17 protein-coding genes are annotated in these 18,612 nt (G+C 48.1%); 8 read left to right on the top strand and 9 right to left on the bottom strand.

Annotation, left to right across the window (positions count from 1 at the left end):
* Positions 1-8 precede the first annotated feature (8 nt).
* Together grxC and DRI82_RS15395 are read right to left on the bottom strand one after the other, a co-directional pair.
* Positions 9-257 carry a glutaredoxin 3 gene (gene grxC, locus DRI82_RS15390; RefSeq protein ID WP_114194793.1) on the bottom strand — a complete coding sequence of 83 codons (249 nt, stop codon included), beginning with the start codon at positions 255-257 and terminating at the stop codon, positions 9-11.
* 23 nt (positions 258-280) lie between these two features.
* Complete coding sequence (locus tag DRI82_RS15395) at positions 281-712, bottom strand: rhodanese-like domain-containing protein (RefSeq protein ID WP_114194794.1); 432 nt, start codon at positions 710-712, stop codon at positions 281-283.
* Between the two features lie 320 nt (positions 713-1,032).
* Between DRI82_RS15395 and gpmM the strand changes: the two genes are divergently transcribed.
* From gpmM to DRI82_RS15410, 3 genes are all read left to right on the top strand, one after another.
* Positions 1,033-2,577, top strand: coding sequence for a 2,3-bisphosphoglycerate-independent phosphoglycerate mutase (gene gpmM / locus DRI82_RS15400; RefSeq protein ID WP_114194865.1), 1,545 nt, complete (start codon positions 1,033-1,035; stop codon positions 2,575-2,577).
* A gap of 379 nt (positions 2,578-2,956) precedes the next feature.
* The gene (envC, locus tag DRI82_RS15405; RefSeq protein WP_114194795.1) at positions 2,957-4,222 is read left to right on the top strand and encodes a murein hydrolase activator EnvC; all 1,266 of its coding nucleotides are present in this window, start codon (positions 2,957-2,959) and stop codon (positions 4,220-4,222) included.
* 14 nt (positions 4,223-4,236) lie between these two features.
* Positions 4,237-5,265, top strand: a complete 1,029-nt coding sequence (locus tag DRI82_RS15410; RefSeq protein ID WP_114194866.1) for a divergent polysaccharide deacetylase family protein — start codon at positions 4,237-4,239, stop codon at positions 5,263-5,265.
* 55 nt (positions 5,266-5,320) lie between these two features.
* On the opposite strand, the gene tdh is transcribed toward DRI82_RS15410, so the two are convergent.
* Together tdh and DRI82_RS15420 are read right to left on the bottom strand one after the other, a co-directional pair.
* A complete protein-coding gene (tdh, locus tag DRI82_RS15415; protein WP_114194796.1) occupies positions 5,321-6,346 on the bottom strand; it encodes an L-threonine 3-dehydrogenase in 1,026 nt (341 codons plus the stop codon).
* Between the two features lie 8 nt (positions 6,347-6,354).
* Positions 6,355-7,551, bottom strand: coding sequence for a glycine C-acetyltransferase (locus DRI82_RS15420; RefSeq protein ID WP_114194797.1), 1,197 nt, complete (start codon positions 7,549-7,551; stop codon positions 6,355-6,357).
* A gap of 242 nt (positions 7,552-7,793) precedes the next feature.
* Here DRI82_RS15420 and rfaD point away from each other — a divergent pair, with 242 nt between their 5' ends.
* Genes rfaD through rfaC form a run of 3 tightly spaced genes read left to right on the top strand, consistent with a single transcriptional unit; the run spans position 7,794 to position 10,784 of the window.
* Entirely contained in the window at positions 7,794-8,726 is a 933-nt protein-coding gene (gene rfaD, locus DRI82_RS15425) for an ADP-glyceromanno-heptose 6-epimerase (protein WP_114194798.1), read from the top strand.
* 28 nt (positions 8,727-8,754) lie between these two features.
* The gene (gene rfaF / locus DRI82_RS15430; protein ID WP_114194799.1) at positions 8,755-9,804 is read left to right on the top strand and encodes an ADP-heptose--LPS heptosyltransferase RfaF; all 1,050 of its coding nucleotides are present in this window, start codon (positions 8,755-8,757) and stop codon (positions 9,802-9,804) included.
* On the top strand, positions 9,804-10,784 hold the full coding sequence (gene rfaC, locus DRI82_RS15435; RefSeq protein ID WP_114194800.1) for a lipopolysaccharide heptosyltransferase RfaC: 981 nt from the start codon (positions 9,804-9,806) through the stop codon (positions 10,782-10,784). Before rfaF ends, rfaC begins: the two co-directional genes overlap by 1 nt.
* Here the strand turns inward: rfaC and DRI82_RS15440 are convergent.
* Positions 10,750-11,334, bottom strand: a complete 585-nt coding sequence (locus DRI82_RS15440) for a glycosyltransferase family 9 protein (protein ID WP_114194801.1) — start codon at positions 11,332-11,334, stop codon at positions 10,750-10,752. The genes rfaC and DRI82_RS15440 overlap by 35 nt on opposite strands.
* Positions 11,335-11,993: 659 nt before the next feature.
* On the opposite strand from DRI82_RS15440, the gene DRI82_RS15450 reads away from it, so the two are divergent.
* Together DRI82_RS15450 and waaB are read left to right on the top strand one after the other, a co-directional pair.
* On the top strand, positions 11,994-13,091 hold the full coding sequence (locus DRI82_RS15450; RefSeq protein ID WP_114194803.1) for a glycosyltransferase family 9 protein: 1,098 nt from the start codon (positions 11,994-11,996) through the stop codon (positions 13,089-13,091).
* A gap of 27 nt (positions 13,092-13,118) precedes the next feature.
* Entirely contained in the window at positions 13,119-14,201 is a 1,083-nt protein-coding gene (gene waaB, locus DRI82_RS15455; protein WP_114194804.1) for a lipopolysaccharide 1,6-galactosyltransferase, read from the top strand.
* 34 nt (positions 14,202-14,235) lie between these two features.
* Here waaB and DRI82_RS15460 read toward each other — a convergent pair whose 3' ends face one another.
* From DRI82_RS15460 to DRI82_RS15475, 4 genes are read right to left on the bottom strand one after another with little or no spacing between them, the layout of a single operon-like run.
* On the bottom strand, positions 14,236-15,453 hold the full coding sequence (locus DRI82_RS15460; RefSeq protein WP_114194805.1) for an O-antigen ligase family protein: 1,218 nt from the start codon (positions 15,451-15,453) through the stop codon (positions 14,236-14,238).
* Entirely contained in the window at positions 15,441-16,364 is a 924-nt protein-coding gene (locus DRI82_RS15465) for a glycosyltransferase family 2 protein (RefSeq protein WP_157968086.1), read from the bottom strand. The genes DRI82_RS15460 and DRI82_RS15465 overlap by 13 nt, the downstream gene beginning before the upstream one ends.
* Complete coding sequence (locus DRI82_RS15470) at positions 16,346-17,497, bottom strand: glycosyltransferase family 9 protein (protein WP_114194807.1); 1,152 nt, start codon at positions 17,495-17,497, stop codon at positions 16,346-16,348. Before DRI82_RS15470 ends, DRI82_RS15465 begins: the two co-directional genes overlap by 19 nt.
* A gap of 1 nt (position 17,498) precedes the next feature.
* The gene (locus DRI82_RS15475) at positions 17,499-18,455 is read right to left on the bottom strand and encodes a polysaccharide deacetylase family protein (RefSeq protein WP_114194808.1); all 957 of its coding nucleotides are present in this window, start codon (positions 18,453-18,455) and stop codon (positions 17,499-17,501) included.
* Between the last annotated feature and the right edge of the window lie 157 nt (positions 18,456-18,612).

Consider the following 18,612-nt stretch of genomic DNA (forward strand, 5'->3'; position numbering starts at 1 on the left):
TGCCGCTATTAAAGTAATGAGTCAAGCCCGTTACGTGCGTCAAGTGCATGTAAATCGTCACAGCCACCAATGTGCTGATCATCGATAAAAATCTGGGGTACCGTTGTTCGCCCGCTGCGCGCGATCATCTCTTCACGCTTTTCAGGATGGCTATCAATCGCAATCTCGGTAAACGTGGCACCTTTGCTCTTCAGCAATGCCTTGGCTTTGTGACAAAACGGACACGTTGCCTTGGTATACATTTCGATCTTGGCTATGGAACCCCCTCAGTCTTACAACGTTACTTTCCGCGGGCCAGCGGCAGATTTTCACTGCTCCAGCCTGCAATACCTTCTTTCAAGGTATAGACCGTTTCGAACCCGGCTTTGCTCAGGTTTTCTGCCGACTCACGTGCTGACGTCCCATTGGCACACACCACAATAACCGGCTGTGCTTTATGTTTGGACAATTCACCCACGTTGTTGTTTTTAATATCGCTGGCAAGCAAATTGAGCGAATTGGCGATGTGACCTCTGCGAAAATCTTCACGCTGACGAACATCCACCACTACGGCGTCTTCTTTGTTTATCAGGCGGGTAGCTTCACCACGGGTGATCTCTCTCACCTTGGAAAAACGGCTCTTGAAGGTGGTGAAAATCACGGCAATCAGCAGCGCAACCCAGGCCAGGCTGAGTACGGGGTGCGAGCTAATGAATGGCATAATGTCTTGCATGGGGTGTAACGACTCCCGTCAGTTAAGGGACAAATTCAAGGTTTCAGAGTATACCTGCGCGTTGCAGCAAATACAGCCAGTATGCAATCGCGAATGCATAAACTGCGGCACACCACGAAAAATTACCAGCCTCTGTGAGTAAAAGTTAACCCAATCATCCACTCAACTTTGATCTCCCGAGGCTATTCATCCCCGACATTAGTGTAAAATCTGCAGGCCTTTGAGTAGGAATAGCCGCGGATTTTCCCACCGCGCCAGCCAGGATTGCGGAATGCTCGCGGCTATTCAATACTTAGATGTCTTTAATTGAGGTTATTGCAATGTCGAGCAAAAAAAAACCAACCGTACTGGTCATTCTTGATGGCTATGGCTATCGCGAAGAGCAGCAGGATAACGCCATTCTGAATGCAAAAACACCGGTGATGGATTCTCTGTGGAAAACGTGTCCGCATACGCTTATTGCCGCGTCTGGGCTGGATGTCGGTCTGCCAGACGGTCAGATGGGTAACTCCGAAGTCGGTCACGTAAACCTCGGTGCAGGGCGCATTGTCTACCAGGATCTGACCCGTTTGGATAAAGAGATCAAGGATGGCGATTTCTTCGTCAACCCGACGCTGGTTTCTGCTGTCGACAATGCAGTGAAAGCCGGTAAAGCAGTGCACATTATGGGCCTGCTCTCCGCTGGCGGCGTTCACAGCCACGAAGATCACATTATGGCCATGGTCGAACTGTCGGCCAAACGTGGCGCGAAGGCTATCTATCTGCATGCGTTCCTGGATGGTCGCGATACACCACCACGCAGTGCAGAATCCTCGTTAAAAACATTCTCCGATAAATTCGCCCAATTGGGCCATGGCCGCATAGCCTCAGTGATTGGCCGTTATTTCGCGATGGATCGTGATAATCGCTGGGATCGTGTGCAACTGGCGTATGACCTGCTGACTCAGGCAAAAGGTGAATTTACTGCTGCCACCGCCGTTGAAGGGTTGCAAGCTGCCTATGCACGCGATGAAAATGACGAGTTCGTCAAACCAACCGTTATCCGTGCTGCCGGTGAAGCTGATGCAGCAATGAACGATGGTGATGCGTTGATCTTCATGAACTTCCGTGCAGACCGTGCCCGTCAGATTACCCGCACGTTTACTGATGCAAACTTCAGCAACTTTACGCGTGAAAAAGTGGTTAACTTCGGCGATTTCATCATGCTGACCGAATACGCCGCCGATATTAATGCTGCTTGTGCCTATCCACCTGCATCACTGGCCAATACCTTTGGTGAATGGCTGATGAAGCATGACAAAACCCAATTGCGCATCTCTGAAACAGAGAAATATGCTCATGTCACATTCTTCTATAACGGCGGTGTTGAAGAGCCGTTCAAGGGTGAAGACCGCATTCTGATTAACTCGCCAAAAGTTGCGACCTACGACCTGCAACCAGAAATGAGTTCCGCTGAACTGACAGAGAAACTGTTAGGTGCGATTAACAGCGGTAAATATGACGCCATCATCTGTAATTATCCTAACGGTGATATGGTGGGCCATACCGGCGTGTACGATGCTGCGGTGGCCGCTGTTGAAACGCTGGATCATTGCATTGAACAGGTTGTTGCGGCGGCGAAGGCGAATGGCGCACAGCTCCTGATTACTGCTGACCATGGTAATGCCGAGCAAATGCGTGATCCAGCCACGGGTCAGGCACATACCGCGCATACCAGCCTGCCTGTCCCGCTCATCTATGTTGGTGGCGATGCGGATGTGGTGGGCGGTGGCAAACTGTCAGACATCGCACCGACCATGCTGTCATTGATGGGAATGGAAATACCGCCAGAAATGACAGGTAAACCACTGTTCATTAAGAAATAATGATTAAACCCTCACTGTCAGCCTTTGTCTGGCGGTGAGGGTTTTTCCTCACAGATATGTCCCCGTTTACTCTCCACCTCTCACTGCGAATGCGGCTTACTTTCACGCGCAAAAAAGACGGGCATTACCCTCTGTTCTCTGATTTCTCACACTTTTACCGATTTAAATTCTTTTGTAGCCAGTTGTTAAGGAGACTTCTTTGTTTGTGCACCCGCTTGTTGATTAATGCTACGATAAAGATAAGTACGGATTACGTTGGATGTAGAGAAAACCGCGGATGCAGGTCTTGAGCAAATCATTTTATTTCAAATTGATAGAAATGAAATTCACCCAGCGATTATGGGGTAAGAGACCCTTTGCTCGGCAAACCAGGATTGCAATGAAAAACACCCATTATTGTTCACCGGGTCGACACCCCTTCGCATTGTTGTGTGCAGGTGCTCTGCTATGCGTAGGATTCAGCCTGCCGTTAAGTAGCTACGCGGAAGACAATAAGCAACAGCTCAAATCCATTCAGCAGAGTATTGCCGAGAAAGAAAAAAGCGTTCAACAGCAAAAACAGCAACGCAGTTCCTTGCTGGATCAATTGAAACTACAAGAGCAAACCATTGCCCAGGCCAGTCGTGGACTGCGCGAGACCCAAGGTACGTTGTCGACTTTGGGAAAAGACATTTCCGAATTAAATGCTTCCATTCAGAAATTACAGAAACAACAGAATGCGCAACAAATCATTCTCGCCAAACAACTCGATGCCGCATTTCGACAGGGGCAGCATACGGGGATAGAACTGCTTCTTAGCGGCGAGGAGAGTCAGCGTAGTGAACGTATTCTTGCGTACTTTGGTTATCTGAATGAATCACGGAAAAAAACCATCGTCGAATTGCAGCAGACACGGACTGATTTGGCGGTTCAGCGCAAAACTCTGGTGTCGAAGCAGGAACAACAGAAAAGCCTCCTGAGTGAGCAACAAATGCAACAGCAAAAACTCGAACAGGCGCGTGCGGCTCGTAAAAACACGCTGACCGCCCTTGAAAGTTCTCTGGAAAAAGATCAGTTGCGTCTGACCGAACTACGCCAGAATGAGACTCGTCTTCGCGACCAGATTGCCAAGGCTGAGCGTGAAGCCCGTGCTCGCGCGGAAAAAGAGGCTCGGGAAGCAGAAAAAGTTCGCGCACGTGAACAGCAAGCCAAGAAATCTGGCTCCAGCTTCAAACCTACCGAAGGCGAACGTTCGCTGATGGCTCGAACGGGTGGCTTGGGTCCCCCTTCAAGTCAGGCGATTTGGCCTGCCCGCGGTCGGGTTCTTCATCGTTTTGGTGAACCTTTGCAGGGCGAGTTACGCTGGAAAGGTATGGTGATTTCCGCCAGTGAAGGCAGTGAAGTCAAAGCAATTGCCGATGGACGGGTGTTGCTTGCCGACTGGTTGCAAGGCTATGGTTTGGTTGTCGTTGTTGAACATGGCAAGGGTGATATGAGTCTGTATGGCTACAATCAGAGCGCGCTGGTTAGTGTCGGTGCTCAGGTTAAAGCGGGTCAACCGATTGCCCTGGTTGGCACCAGCGGAGGTCAGGGAGAGCCTTCGTTGTACTTTGAAATCCGTCGGCAAGGACAGGCGGTTAACCCACAGCCGTGGTTGGGAAGATAGTATTGCGCTATAAAATGTTTCGATTAGCCGCCTCATGCGGAACCTTGCTGCTGGCAGTCAGTGCCCATGCAGGCAAACTGTCCATTGTCATTGACGACTTTGGTTACCGTTTGCACAATGAAAATCAGGTCTTGCAAATGCCCCTGCCTGTTTCTGTCGCTATACTGCCCAATGCGCCACATGCGCGTGAAATGGCAGTAAAAGCCCACAGCCAGGGGCGTGAGATCCTTATCCACCTGCCAATGGCGCCACTAAGCAAACAACCGCTTGAACGCGATACCTTACAACCGTCGATGAGTAGCGAAGAAATTCAGCGCATCATCCGTCAGGCGGTGAATAACGTGCCTTATGCAGTTGGGTTGAACAACCATATGGGCAGTGCCATGACATCCAGTCTGCCTGCAATGCAAAAAGTGATGGCGTCCCTTAATGCCTACAATCTCTACTTTCTCGACAGCATGACAATTGGCAACAGCCAATCCAGCCGTGCTGCGAGCGGTACCCACGTTAAGGTGATTAAGCGCAAAGTCTTCCTGGATGACAGTCAGAACGAAGCCGAGATACGCCGCCAATTTACGCGTGCCGTGCAGTTGGCCCGGCGTAATGGCTCGGCTATCGCTATCGGCCATCCCCATCCTTCGACGATCCGCGTGTTGCAACAAATGCTGCCGTCACTGCCTTCTGACATTGTTCTCGTAAGGCCAAGCCAACTACTGAATGAGCCTGAGCGTAGTGGATCGCTGCCTTCAACACAGCCAGAAAGACCAGTAAAACCACAAATACCGGCCAAACCACGCAATCCGTTTAAAGCGATTCAACAGTGCAAGATCAAACAACCGCAAGAGCCGGTCTACGCTGACAAAATGTTCAAAATTCTGGGCGAAAGCATCATTGCTTCACCAGCGGCGAACTTTATCAAGCATGAATGGGAAATGTGGGGTAACAGCGAACTCTTTAATGCGCCTGCTGATTTGCCGCCAGCCACAGAGTTAAAAACACCCGACGCGCCAGCAATTCCGGCCCCATCAGCTCCAGCAAAATAAGATTATCTTACGTTTAAAGACACTCCCTCACGGCATCGCCTGAGGGAGTCAAAACTTAATCCCAGCTCAGGATCACTTTTCCGGATTTACCTGAACGCATGGCGTCAAAGCCATCCTGGAATTGATCGATCGAAAAACGGTGGGTGATAATCGGTGACAGATCCAGACCAGACTGAATCAACGCCGCCATCTTGTACCAGGTTTCGAACATTTCACGGCCATAAATACCTTTAATGAACAATCCCTTGAAGATCACCTGATTCCAATCGATAGACATATCAGACGGGGGTATGCCAAGCAACGCAATACGTCCGCCATGGTTCATGGCATTAAGCAATGAGCGGAATGCTGCTGGCGCCCCCGACATTTCGAGACCGACATCAAAACCCTCGGTCATTTCCAGTTCGGCCATCACATCCGTCAGATTTTCTTTCGTAACATTCACTGCGCGGGTGACGCCCATTTTACGTGCCAGTTCGAGGCGGTATTCATTGACGTCTGTGATAACAACATGTCGCGCCCCAACGTGCTTGCAGACGGCTGCCGCCATTATGCCAATCGGGCCAGCGCCCGAAACCAGCACATCCTCCCCCACCAGGTCGAATGAAAGCGCGGTATGCACGGCATTGCCGAAAGGATCAAATATTGCAGCCAGTTCGTCTGAAATATTGTCAGGGATCTTGAATGCATTGAACGCGGGGATAACCAGATACTCGGCAAAAGAGCCAGGACGATTTACCCCCACACCCACGGTATTGCGGCACAGGTGGGTTCGTCCCCCACGGCAATTGCGGCAATGACCACAAGTGATGTGCCCTTCGCCAGAAACACGATCGCCAATACTGAAGCCTTTGACTTCCTGTCCGATAGCGACCACTTCGCCAACATACTCATGGCCAACGACCATCGGTACCGGGATGGTCTTTTGCGACCACTCATCCCAGTTGTAGATATGCACATCAGTTCCGCAAATGGAGCTTTTACGGATTTTAATCAAAATGTCGTTATGCCCCAGCTCCGGCTGAGGGACATCGATCATCCAGATACCTTCTTCTGCTTTCAGTTTTGATAACGCTTTCATAGGGACCCTTACGCAATAACGCCGAGTTTCTTGCCAATACGGATAAATGCCGCCACCGCCTGCTCAATCTGTTGTGGCGTATGGGCAGCGGACATTTGGGTTCGGATACGGGCCTGTCCCTTTGGCACTACCGGAAAGAAAAATCCGGTGACGTAAATCCCTTCCTGTTGAAGTTCACGGGCAAAATCCTGCGCAAGCTTGGCGTCACCCAGCATGACCGGGATAATGGCGTGATCGGCACCCGCCAGCGTGAATCCCGCCGCCGTCATTTTTTCGCGGAACTGACGGGCATTCGCCCACAAGCGTTCACGCAATTCACCGCCTTGTTCCAGCATCGCCAGCACTTTGATTGACGCCGCAACAATCGCGGGAGCCAATGAGTTTGAAAAAAGGTACGGACGGGAGCGCTGGCGCAACCATTCAATTACCTCTTTACGCGCGGCAGTGTAACCACCGGATGCACCACCCAACGCTTTCCCCAGCGTGCCGGTAATGATGTCAACGCGATCCATCACGTCACAATATTCGTGTGTCCCGCGACCATTTTCTCCAACAAATCCAACGGCGTGGGAGTCATCGACCATCACCAGCGCATCGAATTGATCGGCCAAGTCACAAACGCCTTTCAGGTTGGCGATAACGCCGTCCATAGAAAATACGCCATCTGTAGCAATCATGATGTGGCGCGCTCCGTCTGCCTTCGCCTGCTTGAGCTGTGCCTCCAGCTCTGCCATATCATTATTCGCATAGCGATAACGTTTCGCCTTGCACAGCCGGACCCCATCAATGATCGAGGCATGATTGAGAGCATCTGAAATTATGGCATCTTCCGGCCCCATCAGCGTTTCAAACAGCCCGCCGTTGGCATCGAAACAAGATGAATACAAAATCGCATCTTCCGTACCCAGGAAATGTGCCAGGCGCTGTTCCAGCACTTTGTGTGTATCTTGCGTGCCGCAAATGAAACGCACCGACGCCATACCGAAACCATGGCTGTCCATACCCTCTTTCGCAGCGGCGATCAGCTCTGGATGATTTGCCAGACCAAGATAGTTGTTGGCGCAGAAATTGATCACCGGGCTACCACCGGACACCTTGATTTCAGCCTGCTGGGCGGACGTGATCACCCGTTCGTCTTTATATAAACCTTCGGCACGGGTGGCCGTAAGCTGGTCTTCTAACTGCTGATAGAAAGACGTCGACATTCTGTTATCTCCAGGATAGATAGATTCACGCTACATTTTACTGACTTACTGCTCAGGTGACGAGAAAACACGAGAGAGAATTAATGTTTTGCAGCATATATCACGGGATGCCAATGAAAGATTCAGCAAACCGAGATATTAAGAGGCTTCCCGCTGCCAGCCTTGGCCTGAAGTGCTATTATAACGCCCAATATAGTGTGGGGCATGGTGCCTCACCGGGAATTTGAAGAAGGGTGAGCCCCATGATTATTGTCACTGGCGGAGCCGGATTTATTGGCAGCAATATCGTTAAGTCGCTGAATGATATAGGTTACCGGGACATTTTAGTGGTGGACAACCTGAAAGACGGCACCAAGTTCGTCAATCTGGTCGATCTTGATATTGCAGACTATATGGACAAAGAAGATTTCGTTGCCAGCATTGTGGCAGGCGACGATCTCGGTGACATCGACGCTATTTTCCATGAAGGTGCCTGCTCCTCAACAACCGAGTGGGATGGCAAGTATATGATGGATAACAACTATCAATACTCCAAAGACGTCCTGCACTTTTGCCTGGATCGCGCTATCCCGTTCCTGTATGCCTCTTCGGCAGCAACGTACGGCGGACGCACCGATAACTTCATCGAACAACGTGAATTTGAACAACCGTTGAACGTGTATGGCTACTCCAAATTCCTGTTCGATCAGTATGTTCGCGAAATTCTGCCGCAGGCGGATTCCCAAGTGTGCGGATTCCGTTATTTCAACGTTTATGGCCCGCGCGAAGGGCATAAAGGCAGCATGGCCAGCGTTGCTTTCCACCTGAACAACCAGATCAATAACGGCGAAAACCCTAAATTATTCTCGGGCAGTGAAAACTTCAAACGCGACTTTATCTATGTTGGCGATGTCGCCGCAGTGAATCTGTGGTTCTGGAAAAACGGTGTGTCGGGCATTTTCAACTGCGGTACAGGCCGCGCTGAATCATTCCAGGCAATAGCCGATGCGGTTGTTGATTATCACAAAACCGGTGGCGTCGAATACATTCCGTTCCCGGAAAAATTGAAAGGCCGCTATCAGGCATTCACTCAGGCCGATCTGACGAATTTACGCGCTACAGGTTATGACAAGCCATTCAAGACGGTGGCTGAAGGCGTAACTGAATATATGGCCTGGCTTAATCGCTCCGCCTGAGTAATCGCTGTAAGGAATTGATAACGGTATGAAAATACTGGTCATCGGCCCTTCTTGGGTTGGCGATATGATGATGTCGCAAAGTCTCTACCGAACCCTGAAAGCCGTCCATCCCTCAGCGCAGATAGATGTGATGGCACCCGCGTGGTGCCGTCCATTACTGGACAGAATGCCGGAAGTCCATCAGGCATTGGCAATGCCCCTCGGTCATGGTGCTCTGGCTCTTGGTGAGCGCCGCCGATTGGGTATTTTGTTGCGTGGCAATCATTACGATCGCGCCTATGTCCTGCCAAACTCCTTTAAATCGGCACTGGTTCCTTTCTTTGCCCGCATTCCCCACCGCACCGGGTGGCGCGGTGAAATGCGTTATGGCCTGCTCAATGACGCCCGCGTTCTGGATAAAACTGCATTTCCGTTGATGGTACAGCGCTATGTCGCCCTGGCGTACGACAAACAACGGGTGAATAGCTGGAACGATCTGCCACAACCACTGTTATGGCCGCAATTGCAGGTAGAAGAAGAGGAGATCGCAGAAATCACTTCTGCATTTAATCTTACCGATAACCGCCCAATTGTCGGTTTTTGCCCAGGGGCTGAGTTTGGTCCCGCCAAGCGCTGGCCCCACTACCATTATGCTGTTTTGGCCGGAAAACTGATTGAGCGCGGCTATCAGGTCGTCTTGTTCGGTTCCGCGAAAGATCATGAGGCCGGTGAAGACATACGTCATGCACTCTCTGAAGAGGCGAAAGAGTATTGTCTCAATCTGGCAGGGAAAACCGTTCTTGATCAGGCGGTTGTGTTAATTGCCTCTTGTCAGGCCATCGTCAGTAATGATTCAGGCCTAATGCACGTTGCTGCCGCCCTGAATAAGCCCCTGATCGCGTTGTATGGACCAAGCAGTCCGGATTTCACTCCGCCACTCTCTCACCAGGCGAAAGTGATCCGTTTAATTACCGGCTACCACAAAGTGCGAAAAGGCGATGCCGATCAGGGTTACCACCAAAGCCTGATAGATATTCAGCCTGAGCTCGTTTTGGCCGAACTGGAACAACTGCTTGCGACCGTCAAGGAGAGTTAATGCACGTCCTGATCGTGAAAACCTCATCCATGGGGGATGTTTTGCATACCCTTCCTTCCTTAACTGATGCAATGCATGCGATCCCGGGTATTAAATTCGATTGGGCCGTTGAAGAAGGGTTTGCGCAAATTCCAGCCTGGCACCCGGCGGTTGATCGGGTAATTCCTGTGGCTATCCGCCGCTGGCGGAAGAATTGGTTTGGTTCGGATACTCGCCAGCAACGTTGTGATTTCAAGCGCATCGTTCAGTCACGTAGCTATGATGCTGTGGTTGATGCGCAGGGGCTGATGAAAAGTGCCGCCCTGATTACACGCATAGCGAAGGGCGAAAAGCATGGCCTGGATTGCAAAAGTGCCAGGGAACCCTTTGCCAGTTGGTTCTACAGTCAGAGACATGAAATTGATAAACAGCAACACGCTGTTGAGCGCATTCGCGAACTTTTTGCCACAAGTCTGGGTTATGAAAAACCACAGACATATGGCGACTATGCAATAGCTCAGCGATTTCTTACCGAACTGCCAGCAGATGCGAATCAGTATCTGGTATTTCTGCACGCGACCACCCGCGATGGTAAACATTGGCCGGAATCGCACTGGCGCGATCTGATCGCACTCATCGAACCCACTGGTTTCAAAGTCAGGTTACCTTGGGGGGCTGAACATGAGCATCAGCGCGCGCAGCGCCTGGCGGAAGGATTTCACCATGTGGACGTTCTGCCTAAACTCAGTTTATCAGAAGTTGCCCGCGTGCTGGCCGGTGCCAAAGCCGTTGTCTCTGTTGATACCGGGCTAAGTCACCTGACCGCAGCATTGGATCGCCCCAATATAACCCTGTACGGTCCGACCGACCCTGGCTTAATTGGGGGCTATGGGAAAAATCAGTTATCTGAAAAAGCAGCAGATAATAATATGGCGTCAATATCCGCTGAAAGAATCATGCAACACCTTATAGAGCGAGGTTACGTTCAATCTCTTGCGTAATGCGCTCAACGGGAATGGATGAAACGGCGCTGTCCTGAGAAATAATCTGGGTTGCCTGGCTGTAGTTAGGTGCCCAGACTTTATTGTTAACAAAACCGCCCAAAATCTCACTGTTACCATACAGTGCGATTAAGGGGTGTTGATATGCACAGGCAACATGTACCCAGGATGTATCCGGTGATATCACCAAATCAGCATCTTTAACCAAAGCTGCCGCATGCATAAAAGTAGTAAACGGACTTTTCTCTACGCCCGAAATGGCGATCTCCTTCAGCGATGCCTGAGTACCAATAATAATAATGGTGATACTCTCATCAATCTTCTTGATTCCCTTGACGATGCCATCAATCTGTTCAATGGAAAGATCGCGGGACTTATTGGCAGTAAATGGATTAATGACCACCAGTCTTTTAATCGCCAGTGACGCGAGAAATGCGTTTACTTCATCCTCAATGGTTTGCGGTATCGCCAGAGAGTATTGATAGTTTTCTGTATCCAGCGAGAATAACGATAAGACTTCTTTATAACGCCCAGTGATGTGTTTTTCCAAATGCGGATAGTTGTAGCGACGCGCAATAAATACCCCTTTTCAAAACACATTATCTGATTCCCAGTCACATTATTGAGACTCTTACGTTGTTGTTGTCATGAGGTGTATCACAATGTTGGCACGGAAAACCTCGTTTTGAAGAAAACCAGGTTTTAAAGCTAGGGCACTGCAAAATCATCACCAAAGTGAGTTCACCGTTACCTAACAAGTGACTATGCAAAAAAATGACCATTCCGGATTTCCGGCATACTTATCATATCAGCGCGACAGAACCAGTAAAATCGTTTGCTCAGGCGAAACGGCCTGCGTAACATAATGTATTATGTTGATATCGGGTTAAATATTCATGACAAAACTGGCAGTTCTCACCAGGCAATCCTGCAGAGTAGTGGCGATACAGACTATCGCCACTACCCATCGTAGTCTTATTTACCGAGCCGCAAAACATTGCCAAGCCGGATATCTCGTCGTCGCTGGAAGTACCGATGGGCATTCAGTACAATCATTCGGCCCGGTTGAATACATTCATACAGGTTTACGATCGGCTGTGTGGCAAGCAACGTTCGCTATCGGCGCACTGGTTGCGGTCCAGCAGCAGCCTACGGCTAGCATGACGCTGGCCGAGTATCATCAGAAAAAGAACATGTCTGAGTAACTTTATGAAAATCAAAAAATTGAAGTATGCCCATTGGTTTTTAACTGTTTACAATTTTCTTTTTGGTAAAATCAAATCAAAATCGACGCTACAGTCTGATCATGAGTTCAAACGCATCGTGGTATACTCTACGACCGCGCTGGGTGATTTTATGTTTAATACCCCAGCTATGCGAGCCCTACGAAGGCGTTACCCTGATGCTCATATCACCTTGATAGCCGGTACGATAAATCATGGGATGGTTAAAGATTACGCCTGTTTTGATGAGGTGATTTTTTGGGATAATAAACTCAGAAAAATGCGCCAGGCCATTGTCGAGATCAAAAAAAGAAAACCTGAGCTGGCAGTGATCTTACATGCGCATTTGCCTTACGACATTATTAGTGCGGTGCTTGCTGGTTGTCAGTATATCCTCCGTGACAATTATCTCACGTTGCCGAAGGGCATAGATTCCTGGGTGCATAGCTGCTCACTGAATTTCACAGGACATCTGATACAGCGTAAACTGAACCTGATGAGTTTCATTGGTGGGGATACCACCGATGTGGAAATGGAAATTCCTTGCCGGTTCGAAAAAGTGCCCCGGCAACCAGGGCATATACGAATAGGGTTCAACATAGGTGCCTCCAGCCGCGAACGTTGCTGGCCCGTTGATTATTTCTCCGAATTGGCCACACTGCTCATTACCCGACATAAGAATATTGAGGTGGTGATTATCGGCTCACAGGCAGATCGTGGCCTGGAAAGCGTCTTTATGGTTGGTATTGAACCTGACGTTCTGTCTCGGATAACCAGCTACGTAGGGAAAACTTCTTTACCGCAGCTGCTTGGAGTGATCGATTCCCTAGATGTGCTGTTGACTGGAGACACGGGTCCATTACATTTGGCTGTCGCCCTTAAGGTGCCAACGCTCAGCCTATTTGTCACAGCCAATCCGCGGTTTACTGGCCCCTACCAAAATAGAGAGTTGCATCAGGTAATTGACCTGTCAGATACCTATGATGACACTACAGACGCGCCTGAACTGCCGCTGGCAATCATTTCCGTAACGCGTGTTTACACCACGCTGGAAAGTATGTCTATAATTTCAGCCTCGCAATGATCCCAGCGTAAATATTATAAGGTCTGAATGAACATTATCATAACCGGGTACTCACTCGGTGGCTACGGTGGAATGGAAACCGTCTGCAAAAGGTTGGTTAAGCTTATTGCTGAAAACCAACCTGAGACTCAGGTGAAGTTCATTTTCTTCAAGGAAAAAAAAGGAGGTGATGAGGATTGGTATGCTAAACTAGATGCTCAAACGGTTCATTCTTCCATCCGCAACACCAAGTTAAGGCGCTTACATTTTGCCTGCTTGCTGTCGTGTTTCTTGAGTAGCAACAAACCCGATTTGGTCATCTCACTGGATACACTTTCTTGTTATATTGCAAATGTGGCAAGAAAACTCACCTTTGGTAAATACCCTCTTGTCTCTTGGCTGCATTTTTCAATTTATGACCTTTATAAATATACTTACATTTTGAAGGCGGATGCCCATCTAGTTATCAGTACAGGTATTAACAGGCAGGTTCAAGAATTAGGTGTAAAAGAGGGTGATATTTATACAATATTCAACCCGGTAGGAGAAGTCGAAGAACCCATTGCTTTCAGCGGCTCACCGGCTAATTTTATTTATATTGGCCGAGTTATATTCGAAGGGCAAAAGAGGCTGAAGGATCTGCTGGACTCTCTGGTTGGACTGCGAGGCGAATGGCAATTACATGTGGTTGGCGGTGGCGATGACATGGCCCGGTGTCGGCAATATGCAGAGATGCTGGGCGTCGGTGCAAAAGTTAAATGGCATGGCTGGCAAACACAGCCATGGCCGTATGTGAAGAATAATATCGAACATTTGAGGGCGTTAGTGCTGACATCTGCATTTGAAGGTTTACCAATGACGCTGCTGGAGGCAATGGCCCACGGGGTCTTTTGTGTCAGTTCAAACTGCCCTACAGGGCCTGCGGATGTGATTAATGATTGCAATGGCCGACTGTATGACGTGGGCAATATCGCGCAACTAACGGCTACCCTGCAGACGCTAATTGACGGGACCATCACCGTTGATCAACAGCAGATTAAACGTTCTATCGCCAAATTTTATGACGAAAGCTATTACCGCAACTTTAACCATGCCATTAATAATATTTTGGAAAAACATGGTAGGCAGTGAGGGGACTGGCGCTATTTCGCAGCGCCAGTGGTTACTATCCGCAAATTTGAGCCGGCATTTTTTTTGCAAACAATGCAATGCACACCATAAAGAACAGCAATGATTCTGAGCTGATTAACAGAACGTCCGACAGGCCGTAGACGATCATGCAGCAACCAATCATCAACAACGGCGTGTTTTTATACTTTATCGCCAAAGTTATGATGTAGCCGTAGAAGAAAAGGACGGTCAGCAGGCCAACTATACCTTGCAGCGAAGCCGCTTCGAGCAATTCATCATGCAGGTGTGAGTCGATATAAACCATCGCGGTTTTGTTCTTACGATCATGACTAACGATCTCTTCCGCCTGTGCGCGCCGTGCCTCAACAGTATTACCATAGGGGTGTTGATAGAATATATTCAAACCGATGCGCCATAATGAGAAGCGTGAACCTAAGGAAGAGAAATCGTCACCTTGCTGGTAAAGCTTGATTTCCATGCTGGTCTGTTCGATCTTGGGCTTGAGGTACTTATCGTAAGACACCGCTATACCTAATCCGACTATTACTGTGGTGATCAACAAGGATTTGAGATGAATCTTGCGGTAATGGAACAGCACCATCAGCATAATCAGCAGCGGGTGCGAAAGTATCGCAGCGCGCGTTCCCGTCATGGTGATAATCAGAAAAGAAACAATAAACACCAACGCTGATGCAAGATGGTAGTAGACGGAAGCGCTTTTATTTTTTATCAGTAGATAAATTAGCAGGATCGACAATGCAGAGTAGAGATAGGCTGCAATGGTCGCCCGATTGGTACTCAGAGCGATACGATCAATTCCATGGTAGATCTGATAAAGACCGTAGCCGGTGGAAAGTACAAATGCCAGTGTGAAACTGGCCAGTAGGTATCGGCGATAATTGAATGTGCTCAGGTAATATGAAAATTGCGAGAAATAGAAGGTGAGGATACCGCCGACAATCAGCTTCTTACCCGCATCCAACTGTGTTGCGCCAAGTCCGTAATTTGGATCCTGGCGATACAAGACTAACGTCCAGACAATTTTAACCAAGCCTATTAATATAATGGCATAGGAAATATCAATTTTTTTCCAGTGGATTTTTTTCCTTTCGAAGAAAAGACCAAACATGGCAAGATAGAAGGAGAAATAAAAAAATTCACGTTGTTTTCCCGAGATAAGTAATGCGAATACGATCGACAGCATCGCCAAGGCAAGGCTGGCAAGGTATAACTTTCTTTTTATTTTTTCCATAATAATCCTGCTGCTTTTCTTTTATAGCTCAAACGTATGGATGGATTCATAAAAAAGCCTATCCTGTGGGTATCCCTTATTTTCTTATCCAAAATATCCAATTTCTCTGGGGCGGTTATCCACTGTTTTTGTTTCAGTTGTATATCTAACCAATGGCATAGAATCAGATCGTGATATTTATCACCGAAGATCGCATCCATTCTTTCAGTACAAACAAAAAGGTTATGTATTTTTTCTATTGATGGCGAATTAGACAAGCTGAAATCGCGTTTTATATACAGGTAATGACTCTCACGTGAAAAAACGATCGCTTTGGAATGAGCTAGCAAATCTGGGAAGACGTAGAAATCTTCGTAGCAGCTAAAATCCGGTATAGGCGAAGCCAATAACAGAGAGCGTTTGATAAACTGTCCGATTAGATGTGCCTGGAAATCCTTATGATTCAGGAAGCGAATGATGGCCTCATCAATGGAAAGCTCTTCCGGTTGCAACCCTTTCCAGACTTTATCTACGGTAGCAAGGTCACGCACTTCATGCAGTTTGGTCAGCAGCAGATCGGGATTTTTTTTCTCAAGAAAGGCGACAACATCTGGAAGTGAGTTCCTTTTCAGCAAGTCATCACTGTCAAGCATGGTGATATAATCACCATGACTATTGGCGATAGCAAAATGGCGTACTTTGCCAATATTTTTGAATTCAACGTGGAAATAGCGCGCCTGTGGTACTGACTGGGCGAAATCCTTTAAAAGAGCGGTGGTACCATCCGTAGAAGCATCGTTGACCAGAATAATTTCGCATTGCGTTATGCTTTTAGCTAATGCCTCTAGCAGACTGCATAGGGTTTCCTGAAGATAATTTCCACTATTGTGTGCAGCAATGATAATACTGAGCACTATTTTCTGTGTGGGCATGTTATACGCCATCCGTATCCATCAAAAGGGTTCTGCCCGCGGTTTTGTTCCTGACCGCCCTTAATCTTACTGAGTACATCCTCAGCCGAGATAAGCGCCAAAGGTTGCTGACTGTATAGTTCGTCATCCTGATATTTTTGAGGAGGTACCTGAATGATATGGTGCAAATGTGGATCTTGCAGTGGCCCCGTACTGTCAGGATTCGCGGTCGCAAATAAGCTGATGGTTTTGGTTTTCATCGCCACAGCCAGATGCAACGGCCCGGTATCACCCGTAACCAAAAATTCAAAATTGTTAATGTAAGAGAGCAGTTCAGGTAGCGTTGACGTACCTATGTAATTAACGACCCGGGACGCATAGTCAGACGGCAATGACTGCAAAAACTCATCAGCCAAAGGCAGCTCTTTTTCTGAACCAATCAACGCAATCCGGTATTTCTCATTGTCGGAGAATAATAAATTTGCCAATTCAACAAAACGGTTTACTGGCCAGCACCTGATTTTTTCAGAGGCGCCCATTTGGAAACCAATGATCACTGTATGCAAATCACGGGGAACGGGTGTGAAAGAAATCGGGATGAACATTGAATTATTATGCGTTTCACAACCCAGTACGGAAACCAGTTTTAATTTGCGATCAATGAGATGCCCATCAAATGGTTTTGAATAATCAGCCAGCCACTGCTCCATACCCATAGGTTTCGGGTCATAGTTGTCACGGATGATATATTCACAACCAGATAAAACCGCACTCAAAACATCATAGGGCTGCTTGGAATGGAGTAACACGGCAAGCTGTGGTTTGGCTTTTCTGATTCGAAATATGGCAGGCAAGATATCTATAACTTTTTGATCCCAATAGACTATATGCGAAAAGTACTCACTTTTCTCTACCAGCATCCTATTTTTCTTACTCGAAACCAGTGTCAATTCAGCCGCAGGGTATCGCTCCCTGATGGCGCGGATCGCTGGCGTATTAAACATCAAGTCGCCGAGTGCAGTGGTTGAATAAATAACAATACGGCTAAATTCGATATGACGATTGAATGAACGCTTATCTTTTAAGTTTCCCCCAACCTTGGTATAGAGGTGAAGAAACTTATTAATTAGCTCCAATTTCCACTTTTTCGACATTTTATTTCACTTTATGTTGATAATATTCAGCCAATGTCATCCCTACAGCCCGCTCATGTAACCATGCAAACAATGCTTCCAGATCGTTATATAAGCCTTCTATATCCTGATCTGTTTTAAATGTGGGACTGCCGCCTGGCATAAACTCAGACGAATGCAGCATAAATTCAATATAATCATTTCCTTCCGCCAAAGACTGCTCCGCCACTCGCTGCATTTTATCAACATTATTCCCGGAAGGACGTAGCCAATGGACTGAAGGTGAACGCTGTTTACCACGCAGGCGATCATAACCCTGCTTAAGGGTATTCATCAACGCAGAATGTTTAAACTGGATACTCATCGGCACTTCCAGCAGGCTGGAGTTTCCTGGCTGGGAAATATTGCTGGGGTCGATAAAATAGGCGTGGGTTGGAAAAGCACGATAATCAGTGCCACCTTTACCCTGCGGGTTGCCAGGTGAATATTGCCAGGTCACACGCGGAGTCACTGAACAATCAACCTGATAGCCATACTCCAGCAGCAATGACGCATAATATTCATTGAACGCCCAACGGCCTGCACGGTGACTAAGCATTTTGGTCTGGAATCTGTCTTCCAGTAACTTTGTCATGTGATTGACTTTATCGCGAATCTGTTCTGCCGGATATTCAATCAAATAGGGTTTGTGTCGCCAGTCATCGTCGGTCAATGGTTGAAGAGGCGGGCTGTTCCAGGCGTGCAAATGCATACCGACCTCCCCCTGACCACGCGCAATGACGTCTTGGGCAAACTCAACGTATGCCTCATCCATCGCCATCTCATAGTTCGTCAGATAGACCGGCTTGAAGCCATATTTCTCACAAAGCGTTTGAAAACGCGGCAGGAAACGCGTGTTTTCCGTTGAAATACGGTCATGGTTTTGCCACAAATTATCACCTTCAGTATCGATGGTGATGATAAACGCCGGTTTTTTCATAAATATCAGACCTGAATTCGACAGAGTGCATATATTACGCAGGCCGTTTCGCGTGCGCAAACGGCTTCGTACAGGAGTTGGACAACGACGGATTCTGTTTGTCTCAAACTTGAATTTTTTTTATGAGTCCATAAGAAAAACGGTGAAGTGTAGCCAC

The sequence above is a fragment of the Edaphovirga cremea genome, from assembly GCF_003332275.1.
GTDB classification, from domain to species: domain Bacteria; phylum Pseudomonadota; class Gammaproteobacteria; order Enterobacterales; family Enterobacteriaceae; genus Edaphovirga; species Edaphovirga cremea.

What these genes read in the sequence shown, in the direction of transcription:
- DRI82_RS15410 (WP_114194866.1), top strand. Translation starts at nt 4,237, where the DNA reads ATGTTTCGATTAGCCGCCTCATGCGGAACCTTGCTGCTGGCAGTCAGT.
- DRI82_RS15475 (WP_114194808.1), bottom strand. Translation starts at nt 18,455, where the DNA reads ATGAAAAAACCGGCGTTTATCATCACCATCGATACTGAAGGTGATAAT.
- DRI82_RS15470 (WP_114194807.1), bottom strand. Translation starts at nt 17,497, where the DNA reads ATGTCGAAAAAGTGGAAATTGGAGCTAATTAATAAGTTTCTTCACCTC.
- rfaD (WP_114194798.1), top strand. Translation starts at nt 7,794, where the DNA reads ATGATTATTGTCACTGGCGGAGCCGGATTTATTGGCAGCAATATCGTT.
- gpmM (WP_114194865.1), top strand. Translation starts at nt 1,033, where the DNA reads ATGTCGAGCAAAAAAAAACCAACCGTACTGGTCATTCTTGATGGCTAT.
- tdh (WP_114194796.1), bottom strand. Translation starts at nt 6,346, where the DNA reads ATGAAAGCGTTATCAAAACTGAAAGCAGAAGAAGGTATCTGGATGATC.
- rfaC (WP_114194800.1), top strand. Translation starts at nt 9,804, where the DNA reads ATGCACGTCCTGATCGTGAAAACCTCATCCATGGGGGATGTTTTGCAT.
- DRI82_RS15420 (WP_114194797.1), bottom strand. Translation starts at nt 7,551, where the DNA reads ATGTCGACGTCTTTCTATCAGCAGTTAGAAGACCAGCTTACGGCCACC.
- waaB (WP_114194804.1), top strand. Translation starts at nt 13,119, where the DNA reads ATGAACATTATCATAACCGGGTACTCACTCGGTGGCTACGGTGGAATG.
- DRI82_RS15450 (WP_114194803.1), top strand. Translation starts at nt 11,994, where the DNA reads ATGAAAATCAAAAAATTGAAGTATGCCCATTGGTTTTTAACTGTTTAC.
- rfaF (WP_114194799.1), top strand. Translation starts at nt 8,755, where the DNA reads ATGAAAATACTGGTCATCGGCCCTTCTTGGGTTGGCGATATGATGATG.
- DRI82_RS15460 (WP_114194805.1), bottom strand. Translation starts at nt 15,453, where the DNA reads ATGGAAAAAATAAAAAGAAAGTTATACCTTGCCAGCCTTGCCTTGGCG.
- envC (WP_114194795.1), top strand. Translation starts at nt 2,957, where the DNA reads ATGAAAAACACCCATTATTGTTCACCGGGTCGACACCCCTTCGCATTG.
- DRI82_RS15465 (WP_157968086.1), bottom strand. Translation starts at nt 16,364, where the DNA reads ATGCCCACACAGAAAATAGTGCTCAGTATTATCATTGCTGCACACAAT.
- DRI82_RS15395 (WP_114194794.1), bottom strand. Translation starts at nt 712, where the DNA reads ATGCAAGACATTATGCCATTCATTAGCTCGCACCCCGTACTCAGCCTG.